At 38.2% G+C, this 16,267-nt stretch carries 15 protein-coding genes; all 15 read left to right on the top strand.

Translation table 11 applies throughout. From position 1 onward, the window contains the following. Window position 1 precedes the first annotated feature (1 nt). The 15 genes from wecB (at window position 2) to PVK71_RS06180 (ending at window position 16,176) form a co-directional block, all read left to right on the top strand. Window positions 2–1,150 carry a non-hydrolyzing UDP-N-acetylglucosamine 2-epimerase gene (gene wecB, locus PVK71_RS06250; RefSeq protein ID WP_130045126.1) on the top strand — a complete coding sequence of 383 codons (1,149 nt, stop codon included), beginning with the start codon at window positions 2–4 and terminating at the stop codon, window positions 1,148–1,150. Between the two features lie 35 nt (window positions 1,151–1,185). After that, window positions 1,186–2,424, top strand: coding sequence for a UDP-N-acetyl-D-mannosamine dehydrogenase (gene wecC / locus PVK71_RS06245; protein ID WP_130045128.1), 1,239 nt, complete (start codon window positions 1,186–1,188; stop codon window positions 2,422–2,424). Between the two features lie 119 nt (window positions 2,425–2,543). Then, window positions 2,544–3,692 carry a VpsD family glycosyltransferase gene (locus PVK71_RS06240; RefSeq protein ID WP_130045130.1) on the top strand — a complete coding sequence of 383 codons (1,149 nt, stop codon included), beginning with the start codon at window positions 2,544–2,546 and terminating at the stop codon, window positions 3,690–3,692. Continuing rightward, a complete protein-coding gene (locus PVK71_RS06235) occupies window positions 3,685–5,115 on the top strand; it encodes an oligosaccharide flippase family protein (protein ID WP_130045132.1) in 1,431 nt (476 codons plus the stop codon). Before PVK71_RS06240 ends, PVK71_RS06235 begins: the two co-directional genes overlap by 8 nt. Then, the gene (locus PVK71_RS06230) at window positions 5,108–6,307 is read left to right on the top strand and encodes a VpsF family polysaccharide biosynthesis protein (protein WP_274419034.1); all 1,200 of its coding nucleotides are present in this window, start codon (window positions 5,108–5,110) and stop codon (window positions 6,305–6,307) included. Before PVK71_RS06235 ends, PVK71_RS06230 begins: the two co-directional genes overlap by 8 nt. A 57-nt stretch (window positions 6,308–6,364) precedes the next feature. After that, a complete protein-coding gene (locus PVK71_RS06225; RefSeq protein ID WP_130045135.1) occupies window positions 6,365–6,796 on the top strand; it encodes a serine O-acetyltransferase in 432 nt (143 codons plus the stop codon). Continuing rightward, window positions 6,796–8,136, top strand: coding sequence for a phenylacetate--CoA ligase family protein (locus PVK71_RS06220; protein ID WP_274419033.1), 1,341 nt, complete (start codon window positions 6,796–6,798; stop codon window positions 8,134–8,136). Before PVK71_RS06225 ends, PVK71_RS06220 begins: the two co-directional genes overlap by 1 nt. Next, window positions 8,136–9,209 (top strand): glycosyltransferase family 4 protein, encoded by a 1,074-nt coding sequence (locus PVK71_RS06215; RefSeq protein WP_274419031.1) that lies wholly within the window; start codon window positions 8,136–8,138, stop codon window positions 9,207–9,209. The genes PVK71_RS06220 and PVK71_RS06215 overlap by 1 nt, the downstream gene beginning before the upstream one ends. Further along, complete coding sequence (locus PVK71_RS06210; protein ID WP_274419030.1) at window positions 9,209–10,393, top strand: aspartate-semialdehyde dehydrogenase; 1,185 nt, start codon at window positions 9,209–9,211, stop codon at window positions 10,391–10,393. Before PVK71_RS06215 ends, PVK71_RS06210 begins: the two co-directional genes overlap by 1 nt. Beyond that, window positions 10,380–11,120: a WecB/TagA/CpsF family glycosyltransferase gene (locus PVK71_RS06205; protein WP_274419029.1), complete on the top strand. Its 741-nt coding sequence runs from the start codon at window positions 10,380–10,382 to the stop codon at window positions 11,118–11,120. The genes PVK71_RS06210 and PVK71_RS06205 overlap by 14 nt, the downstream gene beginning before the upstream one ends. Before the next feature lie 66 nt (window positions 11,121–11,186). Beyond that, window positions 11,187–13,349 carry a choice-of-anchor A family protein gene (locus PVK71_RS06200; RefSeq protein ID WP_274419028.1) on the top strand — a complete coding sequence of 721 codons (2,163 nt, stop codon included), beginning with the start codon at window positions 11,187–11,189 and terminating at the stop codon, window positions 13,347–13,349. 129 nt (window positions 13,350–13,478) lie between these two features. Next, a complete protein-coding gene (locus PVK71_RS06195; protein ID WP_130045147.1) occupies window positions 13,479–14,528 on the top strand; it encodes an acyltransferase family protein in 1,050 nt (349 codons plus the stop codon). 60 nt (window positions 14,529–14,588) lie between these two features. Continuing rightward, window positions 14,589–15,221 (top strand): hypothetical protein, encoded by a 633-nt coding sequence (locus PVK71_RS06190; RefSeq protein ID WP_130045149.1) that lies wholly within the window; start codon window positions 14,589–14,591, stop codon window positions 15,219–15,221. Next, window positions 15,214–15,609, top strand: coding sequence for a VanZ family protein (locus tag PVK71_RS06185; RefSeq protein WP_274419025.1), 396 nt, complete (start codon window positions 15,214–15,216; stop codon window positions 15,607–15,609). The genes PVK71_RS06190 and PVK71_RS06185 overlap by 8 nt, the downstream gene beginning before the upstream one ends. Before the next feature lie 90 nt (window positions 15,610–15,699). After that, window positions 15,700–16,176 carry a hypothetical protein gene (locus tag PVK71_RS06180; RefSeq protein WP_274419024.1) on the top strand — a complete coding sequence of 159 codons (477 nt, stop codon included), beginning with the start codon at window positions 15,700–15,702 and terminating at the stop codon, window positions 16,174–16,176. Window positions 16,177–16,267 lie beyond the last annotated feature (91 nt).

The following is a 16,267-nucleotide window of genomic DNA, read 5'->3' as shown; positions in this document are numbered from 1 at the left end:
CATGAAGACACAAATTAGAGTACTTTCTGTTTTTGGTACTCGACCAGAAGCAATTAAAATGGCACCACTAGTACATAAACTGAGTGAAGCTCAAGGTATCGAAAGTAAAGTATGCGTTACTGCACAGCACCGTGAAATGCTCGATCAAGTACTTAACTTATTTGATATTACACCTGACTTTGATCTAAACATCATGAAGCCTGGTCAATCTTTATATGACGTAACATCAAATATCCTCATGGGACTTAAACCAGTATTAGAAGAGTTTCAACCTAACATTGTACTTGTTCACGGTGATACTGCGACCACGCTTTCAACCAGTTTAGCGGCTTACTATCAGCAAATTGCTGTCGGTCATGTTGAAGCAGGCCTACGCACGGGAAATATTTATTCTCCATGGCCAGAAGAAGGCAACCGAAAACTCACTGGTGCGATAGCAACACTCCACTTTGCCCCAACAAGTACTTCACAACAAAACTTATTGAATGAAGGTATAGATAACAACAGTATTTCGACTACAGGAAATACCGTTATCGATGCACTCTTTCTCATAAGAAAAAAACTGGAACAAGATCAAGATCTCAATGCAACGTTAGCGGCTCATTTTTCAGAGTTAGACCCAGCTAAAAAACTTATTCTTGTAACAGGACATCGTCGTGAAAGCTTTGGTGGCGGGTTCGAGCGTATTTGTGAAGCCCTTGTTGAGATTGCGCAGAAACATCCAGACACCCAAGTTATTTATCCTGTGCACCTGAACCCAAATGTACGAGAGCCTGTTAACCGCATCCTTAAAGATGTTGATAATGTCCACCTTATTGAACCACAGGACTATTTACCATTTGTCTACTTAATGAACCAAGCACACATTATCCTGACTGATTCTGGTGGTATTCAAGAAGAAGCGCCATCTCTAGGCAAACCTGTATTAGTAATGCGTGATACGACAGAGCGCCCCGAAGCGGTTGAGGCTGGTACAGTAAAACTCGTCGGAACAAATAAACAAGCCATTATCGATGCTGTTGAAAACTTGCTTACTAACCAAGCGGACTATGAAAGCATGAGTCGAGCACATAACCCATATGGCGACGGTCAAGCGTGTGACCGTATCATTGACAGCATTAAACAACACTTTTCAAACTTAGAATTATAAATATCGTAACGACATTACATTGTTAAGGAACAACCATGTCATTTAAAAAAATCTCCGTCATTGGTCTAGGCTATATTGGGTTACCAACAGCAGCAGTCATCGCCTCTCGTGGTATTGAAGTCATCGGTGTTGATGTTAACCAACACGCGGTCGATACCATTAACCAAGGTAACATTCACATTGTAGAACCGGATTTAGATATTGTCGTTCGTGGTGTTGTTACCACTGGAAATTTACGTGCAACGACTACCCCGGAACCCGCAGAAGCCTTCATGATTGCGGTGCCTACCCCATTTAAAGAAGGTAATGCACCTGACCTTAAATACATTGAAGCCGCAGCAAAAGCAATTGCACCCGTATTGGAAAAAGGCAACTTAATTATTCTTGAATCCACCTCTCCAGTTGGCGCAACAGAAAAATTATCTGCATGGTTAAAAGAAGCTCGTCCAGATTTAAGCTTTCCACAAGATGCGGGCGACAGCGCAGACATCAAGGTTGCACACTGTCCGGAACGTGTTCTTCCTGGGTATGTTTTACAAGAACTTATCGCTAATGACCGTGTTATTGGAGGCATGTCAAAAGCCTGTAGCGAGAGAGCGGTTGAGTTATACCAAACCTTTGTTCGTGGCGAATGTATTATCACTAATGCTCGTACTGCAGAAATGGCAAAATTAACAGAAAACTCATTCCGTGATGTCAACATTGCTTTCGCCAATGAGCTTTCTGTTATCAGTGACAAACTAAAAATTAACGTGTGGGAACTGATCAAACTAGCAAACCGTCATCCAAGGGTTAATATTCTAAACCCAGGACCTGGTGTAGGTGGCCACTGTATCGCCGTTGACCCTTGGTTCATCGTAGACAGCTGCCCAGATGAAGCGAAGATAATTCGTCAAGCTCGCTTAACCAATGATGCAAAACCTCACTATGTGATTGATCAAATCGAAAAAGCAGCAGATGAGTTTAAACGACCTGTGATTGCTTGTTTAGGCTTGGCATTTAAAGCGGATATTGATGATTTACGTGAAAGCCCTGCGCTACAAATCGTCGAAGAATTGGCTGGCAAAAACATTGGTCAGATCTTTGCTGTCGAGCCGAATGTTCATTCCCTACCTGAAGGCTTAGTGCATGCGGGTGTTGAGCAGGTTACGCTTGAAACCGCACTAGAAAAAGCCAACATTATTGTGGTACTTGTTGATCATAAACAATTTAAAGCAGCAGATAAAATTCAGTTTGCGACAAAAGTTGTTATTGATACTCGCGGCATTATTTAAATACCTAGTAGATCTAAGTATATGGTTACAAGGTGTATTTACTGTGAAAATTTAAATACACCTTTACACTAAATTCACACTCCGAATAATAAAAACCATCACCATCCACAGATACTATTATGAAAAAAATACTTTTGATCGTGCCGCTGTCCACTTTAGAGTTTGGCGCAAGTACAACTGGTGGTGTTGATTCCGTCTGCCAAATTTTATTAAAAGATTTAGTGGACACTGAATATAACGACTATCAAATTCGTATATTGGCTTTTGATCCGAAATCGAAGGCCGATATAAGTGCTCCCATTACTTCTTTATCCCCTTATGTCGATATTTTACACGTCCCTATTCAAGGAAAAATAAAAGGAGTAAAAGTACCTAGCCTTTTAAATAATCTTATCCGTATAAATAAAGAAATAAGCACTTTTAAGCCTGATATCGTACATACCCATTTAGCACCTTGGTTGCTTGGTGTTCGAGGGGTAAAAAGAGTTGCTACACTGCATAGCTATAAAGATATCTGCCGGACCCCCGTCTCTTTTTTTAATGATTTACTTTATGCAAAACTCCTGCCTTGGTTGTGTGACTTTTATATTGATCAATACACCTGTGTTGGAGACCTGCTTAAATCAGAATTAAAAAAAGACGTAAATACCCCAGTATCCATTATTGGCAACCCATTAAACCCAATTTATTTTACAAATAACCATCAACATCAACCTAATACATCAAGCATCAAATTGGTTACCTGTGCTTTATTAACGAAAAGAAAACGCATTGATGCCATTATTAAACTCGCCTCACGTATGCATCAACAAGGACTTCATATTGAGTTAACAATCATTGGCCCAATGGTAGATAAGCAATATGGTGAAGAATTAAATCTTCTTGTAAAACAAGAAAAAGCAGAACAATACATCACATTTACTGGAAGCAAAAATACGGATGAAATCATCTCGTTATATACGCAATCTGATGTAGGTATCTTTCTCTCTTCAGAGGAAACCTTTGGCCTTGCCCCTCTTGAAATGTTAGCCAGTGGCCTGCCTTTAATCTCGAGCGCCGTTGGCATTATCGAAGAACGCCCCGATTTTTTTACCTCTATCGGCACTTGCATCATAGACCCGACCCAAAAAGACGCATCACTTTCTCAGGCAATGTCTTTTATCGACAACCTTCCAGAAGTAGATTGCAATGCCTTAAAAAATGAATTTTCCGTCAATGCGGTGAATAAGCAATATTTCCATATTTATAAGACGCTATTAAATGCTTAAAACCTTACTTCATTATGCACCAGTACAAATCGCATCAGCACTGAGTGTTTTTGTCTTAATTGCTTTACAAACCCGTTATCTAGGCGTTGAGGCTTACGGTGTCTTATCCGTATATTTGGTACTGGTAGAAATCACACGAACCGTGTATTCCCAATGGTTAAATACCGCATTAATTCGACATTATCCAGGGGCGGATAAAACAAATAAACCCCTTTACGCTAGTGTTGTTTTTTCAGGTATTGTGGGATTATTTCTTCCTATCAGTATTCTTTTCACTCTGGCTTTATTTGCTTTTTTTGAAGGGGTAACTTGGCTTAATTTAACCTCGCTACTTGGATTACTGGTGATTAAGTCTTTTTTCATTTTTTTCCAAGAAATGGCCAGACTTAATGATCGCGTATCTCAATACCGAAGAGCAACAGCCTTACAATCTATCCTTTCAATGATATTCACTTGGCTATTACTGGAATATTCTCCATCAGTGGACAATGCCACATTTGGTTTAACGCTAAGCTATCTTGTATCACTTCCTCTGGTATGGTTTTTACCATCTAGAGTTTCATTCAATCAGGCAAAACCCGCCATATCTACCTTAGTTAGTTATGGATTACCTCTCATGGTTTCTGGCTTAATTGGGGTTGCGGGATCGCGTATTGACCGTTTTTTTATTGCAGACCAATTAGGGTATACCGATGCAGGCGTTTACTCAGCCCTGTCAAATATGCTACTCGGTTTGATGGCGCTGGTATTCATGATTGTCGCACTTCCTCTCTACCCTGACCTTGCGCGCAAAGCGAATAATAAAGATCAACTTTTCAATGCACACCAACGCTATCAAGTGATGATGTTAGCTATCTCTCTTCCCGCGCTGATTGGATTATGTTTTATTGCAGAACCTTTAATTCGATTATTCTTAGGAGAAGCGTACCTCTCTGCCGGGATACCTCTTTTTTGGGTACTAGCTATCTCAGCTTTTGTTTTTAATTTACGAATGCATTACATCGATCATGGTTTACAGTTTGCCTCTCGCACCAATATATTGCCTTTTATATTATGTGTTTCACTTTCTTTGAATGTCACCATGCTCTTTGTCTTACTGCCAAGTTTAGGTTTATACGGTGCTGCCTATACATCACTCATATGCAACGTAATTGCTTTAGTAATGTCTTTTGTACTCGCAAAAAAAGCAGGACATAAATATTTGATAAATAGTGAACTGATAAAAATTTTAGTTGCATCAGGAGGGATGGCTCTTTCTCTGTACTTCATCAGACAAACACCTCTTTGGGCAATATCTGATATTTTACAAATCGCTATTTCAATAGCAGTGGGCATCCCTATGTTTGTGCTATCCTCATTAGCAATGAATTTGATGGGATCAAGAAAAGCGGTTAAAAATAAAATAAGGAAAGTAAATGCTTAGACCTTATTTTATTTGCTCAAGCGTTATCATACTCGCCTTCTTTTTAGGCGGTTACATGCTTGAAGGGATGGGAATACAGTACGTATCAGAAGGAGGGACACCTTTATTTAAAATACATATTTATTCCTACATTATACTGCTAACAATTGGGTTATTTACCTTAAAGGAAGGGGTGAAAGAACAGCTGCTTCACCTAGATACATTAGCAAAACCTTGGCTATTCTCTGTCATCATGGTGAGTTTTGTCATTCTCTATGGCTTGTTCCGTTATGGCACATCAGGTATGGCTTATATTATTGATACCTTTCTTACCCCGTTATTATTTTTACTGTTGCTCTCTCGATTGAATACAGATGAATGCCAACGATTGCTCTCACTAATTGCAGGGCTTTTGTTACTTAACTCTATTTTCGCCATTATTGAGTTTGTTTCTGGCACTAGAATAGTCAGTGTCGAATTTTCATCCTTTTCTTATTTCCGATCTTCAGCATTGTTAACTCACCCTTTAAACAACGCATTAATTACAGCAGGGCTGACATTATTGGTATTTAATAAAACTCGGATTCCTAATATTATTTATCTTTCCATCATTTTATTAGCTATGTTTGCCTTTGGTGGACGAGCTGCAATAGGGATTTTATTGCTATTTTCAGCCATAGCTTGCATTCCTTATGTGTTTCGCTTTTTCACTCATGGTATTGAAATAAGCAAACAGCGATTTGCTATCATGCTCTGCCTGTTTTACTTTGCGATAATTGCAATGGGTTTTGTACTTATCGAAAGTGGCATTACTGAAAGAATCATGAGTAAGCTGCATCTTGATGAAAGCGCCTCAGCTCGCTTTGACGTATTCTATTTATTAGAACAACTGTCTCTCATTGAATGGTTATTTGGAGCATCCGCAAATCTACAAAGTGCGATTGAGCTTTACATTGGAATATCGGTAATCGAAAACTTTATTATTGCTTGGATTTTTAGTTTCGGACTTATTTGTACCATACCTTTACTGCTCGTTTTAATTACCATGTTTGGATCATTAACTCGAAAAGTTGGTGGATTAGCTTTCATGGCAGTTCCTGTCTTTTTTTTCGTTTCTATCACAAACAATTCTCTGACAACAAAAACGCCAGCGCTCTTATTTATGATTACCGTACTATTTGTAATCAATAAACTTAAAAATAATAAACAATAAATACTGAATTTTTAACCTACTTCGATATGACCGTTTTATAAACAAGGAATAAATATCATGTTATTGCAACGTATAGGGCATTTTTTCTATCGTTCACGTATCCCTATATTACCTAAACTATGTAATGCTCTGATCCGCTTCATCCATAACAGTGCAGTATTCTCAGAATCAAAAATAGGTAAAGGGACAACATTTGCTTATGGCGGCATTGGAGTTGTTATACATAAACGTAGTGTCATTGGCGAACACTGTATTATTGGTAGCAATGTCACCCTTGGAGGAAAATCTCAATCCCAAGGAGTTCCCACCATCGGTAATGGCTGTTTTATAGCAACCGGAGCTAAAATACTTGGTGATGTTCGTATTGGCAACAACTGCGTTATTGGAGCTAATGCTGTTGTAGTTTCGGACATTCCAAACAATTGCATGGCTGCGGGCGTTCCTGCCCAAATTATCAAACGAGATATCGAACCTAAGGACTATTACTGATGTTTACTAGCTTTGTATATCAAAAATCACCTGTCCCTATCCAAAATGGCTTATTATCTTGTAGAGCATTAATAAGAAAAATATTAAGAGAGGGAAAAAATCAATCCACTCTTTTAAGTGACATTCAAAATAATGAATTTGATGCATCTATAATGGGATCGTTTGTTGATACTCAATTAACTCATACATTGACACAAGCAACAAAACACGTCCCATTTTACAAGCATGCAATGGTATCGCCAGTTCATAAAATCGCTGACTTCCCAATAATAAGTAAAGCTGATATTAGAGAAAATGGAGATAATTTCTTAGCTGACAATCATCGTGGTGTTATCGTCTCCGGGGCAACGAGTGGGACAACGGGAACGCCATTAGTTATTAAACAAAACATGACTTCTGTGGTTCGTGAACAAGCCTTTGTGGCTCGTCATCTTGAGTGGGCTGGCTTTAAATCTGGCGATAAACGCGCCTGGATCCGTGGTGACATGATTGTACCTCTAAGCCAAAAAGAGGGGCCTTTTTGGCGTTATTCTTGGTTTGAAAATATGATAATGCTCTCTTCTTTTCATATGTCACCAAATAACTTACAAGGCTATATCGATGCGATGGTAAATTACGGTACGCAAATAATACAAGCCTACCCATCCTCTATTGTAACTCTTGCCAAACACCTCGATATTCATGATCAGTATTATTCTGGTAATTTAAAATCTATTGTTACCTCCTCAGAATCACTTAGCCAAGAAGACAAACAACTCATTGAAAAACGTTTTGGTTGTATTGTTTTTGATTGGTATGGGTTATTTGAACGAGTAGCAGCAATAGGCAGTTGTGAACACGGGCGCTATCACATTTTAAGTGATTACTCACATGTCGAGCTTATTGATGTTGGTGATGGACGACACGAAATAATCGGTACCAACTTTAATAATAGCCTTCAGCCTCTCATTCGTTATCGTACGGGAGACCATGTCTATCTCTCTAATGAAACGGCGTGCCCTTGCGGGCGAGTATTCCCTGTAATTGATCGCATAGAAGGCCGTATTGGTGATTATTTACTTGGAGAAGATGGGCAAAAAGTTCATATATTAAACCACATACCAAAAGGCGTAACCGGCCTTATCGCTACGCAGTTTATTCAAAATGAACCAAAACAGATTGAAGTACAAGCGGTAGTTAATAGGGATTTATTTGATGATCAACAAGAACATATATTGATTGAAAATACCAAAGAAAGATTAGGTCAATCGATGGATGTCTTTGTTACTATTGTCGATCAAATACAAAAAACAAAAAATGGAAAAACTCGTCAGGCCATTTGCCGAGTAAAGGATGCGTAATGAAAAAAAGGATTAATATCACCGCTGCAACAGGAATGCATGAAATGGGTGGTATCGCTACTGTACTAAATGTACTCAATAATGGTTTTTTCCAACAATGGAATATGCGCCATGTCACTACACACACCAACGCATCTCATCTTTTTGGTTTAAATAAAATCTTTCTTTTTGTCTTTGCTCTCATAAAACTCGTTTGGTTTCTCACTTTTTATCACGTTGGCGTAATTCACATTCACATCGCATCACGTGGAAGCTATAAAAGAAAATCATTAATCATTCGTCTTGCAAAGTTATTTAACGCTAAGGTTATACTTCACCTTCATGGCGCTGAATTTCAAGAGTTTTACAACAATGAATGCTCGCCAGATAAACAACAACACATCCGCAATACGTTCGACCTTGCTGATGCTGTCATTGTTTTATCAACACAATGGTATTCATGGATGACAACGATAGTGAGCGATCTTACTAAAGTTCATGTGGTTTATAATGCAGTTGAGACTCTTGAGCTAAACCGTAATAACGTTGAACAAGGACGCATTCTTTTCTTAGGCCGCTTGGGTGAAAGAAAAGGGGTAAAAGATCTCATTAATGCCTTTGCTATTGTTGTAAAAAACTATCCTCACGCTCGCTTAACCCTTGGCGGGGATGGTGATATAGACACTTTCAAACAACACGTTGAAAGGCTTGGTATTTCAGATAATGTCGATTTCTTAGGATGGGTTGCTGGCGAGCAAAAAAAATTATGGTTAAGTAAAGCCGATGTCTATTGTTTGCCAAGTTACAATGAAGGGTTCCCTATGGGAGTACTTGAAGCCATGTCTGCGAATATTCCTGTTGTTGCTTCAACTGCTGGCGGCATTCCCGATGCGATTAAAAATGGTATCGATGGCTTATTAATTGAAGCGGGCGATGTTGAAAAACTGGCCGCACACTTAGAATTGATGATCAGTAATCGTGACTTGAATACCACCTTTTCTACCACTGCAAAAAAGAAATTTATAAAGAACTTCAGCAAACAAGCCGTTTTTCCTGAGTTAGATAAAATTTACACGGAGCTAATGAGTAAATAATGGATTTTTATAATCAGGTTCAAACAATTTCACAAGGCACCCTCGAATCAGCAAAGCAAAATGATTTCGCCGGTTATGACCCTTTTGATGGCTTAAATAGTATTTTTTTCAATTACTTCCCTCGATTAAAAAAAGGTGTCTTTGGTTTAGCTTGGATTCAATTCAATAAACGTTCTATTGTTAATTTTAGACCTTTTCTTGGTGTCCCTAAAAAGCGAAACCCTAAAGGTGTGGCTCTTTTTTTAATGGGTTTACTTGAGGATTATCAACGCACGAATGATAAAGTGTATTTAAATCAATCCATTGAATTAGGTGACTGGTTACTCACACAACAAAGTGATACTGCAGAGTGGAAACACGCTTGTTGGGGTTACCATTTTGATTGGAATGCGCGTGCCTTCTTTGTCCCTAAAGGCAAGCCAAACATCATAACGACCATTTACGTATCTCAAGCTTTATATGCGTTAAGTGAAATAACAAAAGAAAATAAGTATCTCCATCCAGCTTTAGACAGTGCTCACTTCATCGTAAAAACACTATATAAAGAATTAGAGGGCAGACAATATTTTGCGTATATCCCAGGTGAAGAAGCTTTTGTTCATAACGCTAGCCTATGGGGAGCCGCTTGGGTTGCAAAAGTGGCAAGTCTGACCAACAACAACGACTATAAAGAATTGGCATTAACCGTTGCAGCCCAGTCAGTAAAAGAGCAGCAAGCAGATGGCTCTTGGGTATATGGGTCTCGTCATCACCATCAATTTATTGATGGGTTTCATACCGGATATAACCTAGAAGCCCTACAGATGTTAAGTGATGCACTCGAAATTAACGACTTTGATGATGCGATTACTCAAGGGCTCGAATATTATAAAACGCACTTATTTGAAATCGATGGTACTGCTAAATATTACAACACCAATAGATACCCTCTTGATATGCATTGTGTTTCTCAAGCTATTTTCACGTTAATTAAAGTCGGTAAAACAGAAGAAGACCTCGCTTTTACTAAAAAAGTGGTTCGCCGCTCGATTGATACATTATACCTCCCGGAGAAAAAATATTTCTCCTATCAAAAACATCATCGCTTTAGCAATAATATTAACTATATAAGATGGACCCAAGCCTGGGTTTATTATTCGTTTTCATTCTTAAACAATTACGGACACTCTCATGAAACGCATTGAATTTCTTGGCACCCCGATGGATATAGCCACAATGGAAGAGACGGTGTCTCATATTGAAAACAAAATTGCAGATGGTGAATTTTTACAACATGTAGTGGTTAATGTAGCCAAAATTGTCAACATGCAAAAAGATCCAACGCTTGCTGAATCCGTTAAAGCCTGTGATGTGATTAATATTGATGGCATGGGAGTTGTCTTTGGTGCTCGTTTTTTAGGGCACGATATTCCTGAACGAGTTACAGGAGTAGATCTCTTTCATGAGTTATTGAAAATGAGCGCGAAACGAGACTTTCCGGTTTTCCTATTAGGCGCAACTGATGATGTAGTTACAACTACCTCCACAAAAGTGAAATCGCTATACCCAGACCTCAATGTCGCAGGCTTTAATGATGGTTACTTTTGGGATGATGAAGAAGCCATAGTAAACAAAATACGCGAGTCTGGGGCTAAATTGCTGTTTGTTGCCATCACTTCCCCAAAGAAAGAAAACTTCATTAATAAATGGCAAGACAAGCTAGGCGTGGATTTTGTTATGGGCGTTGGTGGAACCTTTGATGTGGTTGCAGGTAAAGTAAACCGTGCGCCAAAGTGGATGCAAAATGCAGGCTTAGAATGGTTATATCGTGTTATTCAAGAGCCTCGTCGTATGTGGAAACGCTACTTAGTAACAAACTCTACATTTGCTTGGTTATTATTCAAAGCAAAAATAAACGGTAAAAAAACGTAATTTCTATTTCGTCAGTTCCACCATAAACCGCTTAAATTAACCATTTTTTTATTTAAAGGATTGAAAATGAAAAAACTACTTAGTGCAAGCCTAGTATTATTCAGTGCCAATGCCTCCGCCATAACCACAGAATATAGTGCATTGGTTTTCAATGATTTCACCTCCCCACATTCAGCAAGCATGGGACCTTTAGCCGTTGGTCATGATGCCAGTTTAAATGGCTACAGCATTATGTATGATGATGTAGCATTCCCTGCTAAAGAGTACTCGTTAATTGTGGGTGGAGATTTATCTTATAAAAACGGTCGTGTGTATCAAGGAAGTATTGTGGTACATGGCGACATCGCTAACGTCTCTAAAAATATTTACTTAGGTTTAGCTGACAATGCGACGGTCAAGGGGGCCTCAGTTTTACCTATTGACTTTGATGTATTACAACAAAAAAGCACCGATTACTCATTAAAATTAAGCCAACAAGATAATACGGGAACCATTACTTCGAAATGGGGAGGTATATATTTACATGGTGATTGTAGCAGTGATGTCCAAGTATTTAACGTTAATGGTTATGATCTAGAAAAAGCTCATACATTCGAGCTAAATTGTATCCCTGATAACGCGACTGTTATTGTGAATATTAGCGGTAATAAACCAAGCTTTAAGCCTTTAAGTAACCTTAACTTATCGGATTTTATTCCTCATCGCCAACAAACCATTTTTAACCTTTATGAAGCGACATCATTACACTTTACTGGTGTAGCAATCGAAGGCTTAGTACTTGCTCCTAAAGCCGATATAAAAGCCCCTTCAGGCTCTTCTAATGTAGGGGTTATTGCCAATAGTTGGAAGGGTTCAATGTACTTAGACTACCACCCATACAATGGGCAGTTTCCTGGCAAAGAACCGACCCCTATTGATGCCAAGTTAAAATGGCACTGGCAAAGTAGTGAATTTATGCCTGAATATACCCAGGTAATAGGAACTCCTCTTGTTGCACAGTTAAACGATGATAATAATGATGGCGTCATTGATAACTTGGATATTGCAGACGTCATCGTTGTCACCTTTAAAGGAAATCAATATACAAAACCAGGTGTCGTCAGAGCACTTAGTGGCATTGATGGTAAAGAACTTTGGGATTATAAAAATGGTGCGGTATATTCTGACCCTAGATTTACTCCCGCATTAGCAGATTTAGATCATGATGGTTTAATTGATATTATTGTGTCTGATAAATCTTCTTATCAAATCCGTATCGTAAGTAACAAAGGTGACATTAAAAAAACAATCACCAAAACTGATAACAAAGTCGGAAATGTGAGTATTGCCGATCTTGATAATGATGGTATTGCAGAGATCCTAACAGGTACCTCTGTATATAATTATGCATCTGGTTTACTTTATACTCTTGACGGTTGGAAACCCGACTACTCTGTATTTGATGCGGACGATGATAATATCCAAAACTTTTTTGCCAATGGGAGCCTTTATGACGCAAATGGAAATATTCTGTGGTCATATAAAGGGCATGACGTCGCATGGTTCTCTTCAATAGCTAATCTTGACCAAGATCTTCAACCTGAAATCATTATTTCAATTCCAGGAACCTCTTCAACTTCACATACTCTAGCTGCATTGGAACATGATGGTTCTGTCAAATGGGAGAAACAAAATCTCCCTGGCCATGGTGGTGGATCTCAAGCTGTTGGGGCTTTCCTTCATGCGGGTAAACCTGGTGTTGCTTATTCTGGCTATGAAAAGTTAGTAATGTTGAATGCTAATGGGGATCTGGTATGGGATATCGAAATTGATGACTTTGGCAGCGGTAAAATAGGCGTAACAGCCTTTGATTTCAATGGTGATGGCCGTGATGAAGTCATTTATCAAAATCATAATAAAGTAGCCATTTTAGATTCCCTAACCGGTAAGACATTATTTGAGGCAGCAAACTCTACCGGAACGCTTTGGGAGTACCCTATTATTGTCGATCTTGAAGGAGATAATAATGCGGAGCTTATCTTTGTCGCGAATGATTACTCATCAAACTGGAATAGCCATAAAGGTGTTCGCACCTTTGAATCTGCAGGCAAACCATGGAAAGGAGCTACTCGCATTTGGAACCAACATTCTTACCATCAAACGAACATAAATCAAGATGGTACGATTCCCAGAAAAGAGAAAAATAGTTGGGATGTAAATAATACATATCGAAATGCGACTTTAAAATAACACATAAAATACAGGTAAGTAGTTGTTCAGAGGCGTTAATAAATCTTAATCGGGAACTGATCAGCTACTTACCAAATTAGTTTTAACTCAATTGATAAGAGTAGAGAAAATCTGCTTTTACGGTCTATTATGTACTTAAATTCTTTCACACATTTTCGAGCCATTGCCATAATATTTATTGTGGCAGCACATGTATACAATGCAGCTGGAATTCAATTTGATAATTTTGGCAACATTTTATTTCAAAATTTCATCGCAGGTGGAACCTCTTTATTTGTATTCATATCTGGTTTCTTATTTTTTCATGTATTTTGTCAAAACTTTAATTTTACAAAATTCTATAAAAATAAATTGAAATTCGTTTTAGTCCCCTACCTTATCTTAGGTTTCCTTCCTCTTATTTTCCATGTTCTTAGCTTTAAGGAAGATTGGGGGGGCTATTTCTATCCACAAGGTAATGGAATTATTCATGAATACTTCATTCCTGCATTAAAGTATTACGCTACTGGTCGATTCATGGCTGCCTATTGGTATATTCCGTTTGCTGTAATTTTATTTTCAATGTCACCACTGCATCGGAAATTTGCTTACCTTAATGCTAGAACTCAACTTTCCATTCTCACTGTGCTCACTGTTATTGCCGTATTTGTACATCGACCAGTAGATAACATGTCGATAATTCAATCCTTAATCTATTTCACACCAGTATACCTAACCGGGATCTTTTGCTCAGTACACTACGAACGTTGCATCAATATCTTAGGTCGATTTGAGTTTTTGTTGCTCGCTGGTGTATTAATGATTAGCCTCATACAGACATATTTAGGCTTCAGTGGAAATTATCATAAACCTGCATTGGTATATGAAGGTATTGATCTTGTCTATATCCAAAAAATATTACTTTGCTTATTTTTAATGATTTTCTTAAAACGATACGATGATAAAAACCACTCGGTCATCACTTTATTGGCATCAACCAGTTTTTCAATTTATTTTTTGCATATTTATTTTACTTGGACGATTGGAGTATTAAATAAGAAAGTGAGCCTTGGGCTAGACAATGGAAGCTGGATCACTTACTTTATTTTATTATTTGGAATCATTATCTGCTGCATTTCGATTGCAAAACTAATCAAAAAATTATTTCCTACCCATAGTCGCTATATGATTGGATATTAATTCACAGGTAACTATAAACTATTTTATTCCTACTTTTGTTAAATTTAATTTGGCTCTAAAATGAAAATAAATTTACTCAGTATACTGTCGTTCTTCTTTGCTTTGTTTTTACTGTGTTCTGGCTACCTGTCTTTACAAAATGCACTGATCACAAATGCAATTGAGTCGAGGTTGGGCTACTTTTCTAGTAATTCAAATCCAACTGTACGTTCGAATGACACAAAATTAGGTGAACCAGATCCTAATTCGCTAACAACATCAGCCCATTTATTAAATAGTTTTGTATTATTCAACCAATGGGTTGCCTATCTTAGTCAAGAAGAGCCTACACCTAATCATTGGATCGCATTATTGAACACAAGCACTCACGTTAGACCAACATGGCCGAACACTTACGTTGAACTGTCTAAGTTATCAAAAGACCAACAGCAAGCCAGTCAATATCAGCAACTCGCTGTGCTATTTGGTCCTTATTCTCCATCAAGTCGTTTGCTTGCTATTGATCAAACGTTTACATACTGGGAAAAAAGCCATGTTTCGCAGCGACTTGACGTTTCTAAACAGCTTATTGCCATAACTCATAGTTGGCGTCATCGGTCTTCTCTTAATCAAATGATCACTCACTCTAAAGGTAAGCAGCGTATCTGCAACCTACTCGCATTCAATAAATTAAAGGTACAGGCCTGTGGGTAAAATCGCTAAAATGCCTTTCACTATACTGATCACTTCAGTGCTTCTGTTTGGTAGCGCTTCTATTTTTAAATCATCTGGTATATTAGGGAATGAGATACGTACTGTGGAAATAGCTATTCATGGGGCCATTTATCTGCATTTATTCGCCTCTTTACTTTTAGGGATTTTTTGTCGCTTAGCAACTAAACAAAACCTTTGTCTAGCTTTACCCCCAACAACTGTTTTTGTGCTTCTACTAGTCATACTGGATGAATCGATTCAATTTTTTATTCCATCACGACAGTTTTCTTGGCTTGATATGCAAGTTAACGTCTTTGGTGTCTTGCTAGGAACCTATTTTACCAATGCTGTGCTGTGGCATAACTCAAAGAGAAAAGCATTACTCTAATTAAATGTTCAAGCTTATCGTTTTAACATTGTCTGTATATTTAACCCCCTTTTTACTCACTGAAATAGTACTCATTAAAAAAGGAATATTATGAAAACTTCCGTAACTATATTGAGCATACTTTCTATTGCTTTCTCATCACTAACCTTTGCTATTGAAAATCAAGAGCAACGCGATATGATTGAATCGCAACTAAGTAATAACCCAAGCGAACTAATATATAAAAATATCCTACAAGCTTATCCTGAGTTTGCCCCAGAGTTTTTATCAATATTACTTAAGCAAGACGGTATTGATTCTCAAAAAGCAATTGAAGCAGCAATGCTCGCAGCACCCGATAAAGTATTAGAAATTGCACAAATTGCTCGTGATGCAGGAGTAAGCAACGAAGACATCACCTCCGCAGCTCTACTCGCTGGTATAGACCCAACACAAGTCGCGGAGGCATCTGCAGCAGGTATTCCAACAAATACACCTGTAACACCAATTTCTCCAGTTTCACCACCATCAGCTCCTTCTGTCGGCGGCCAAGGCGGTGGCGGTAATGGTGTTGTTTCACCAAGCTAAACTTATCGTGATGAATGCTTAATACCCTACTTTTTTAACGTTATCTCATGAAAACCCAGCATCTGTTGGGTTTTTTATTGTTCTATTTTAC

The sequence above is a fragment of the Aliivibrio sp. S4MY1 genome, from assembly GCF_028765545.1.
In the GTDB taxonomy this organism is placed as follows: domain Bacteria; phylum Pseudomonadota; class Gammaproteobacteria; order Enterobacterales; family Vibrionaceae; genus Aliivibrio.
The sequence above is the reverse complement of the archived record's forward strand: the minus strand, read 5'-3'. Positions and strand labels throughout refer to the sequence as shown.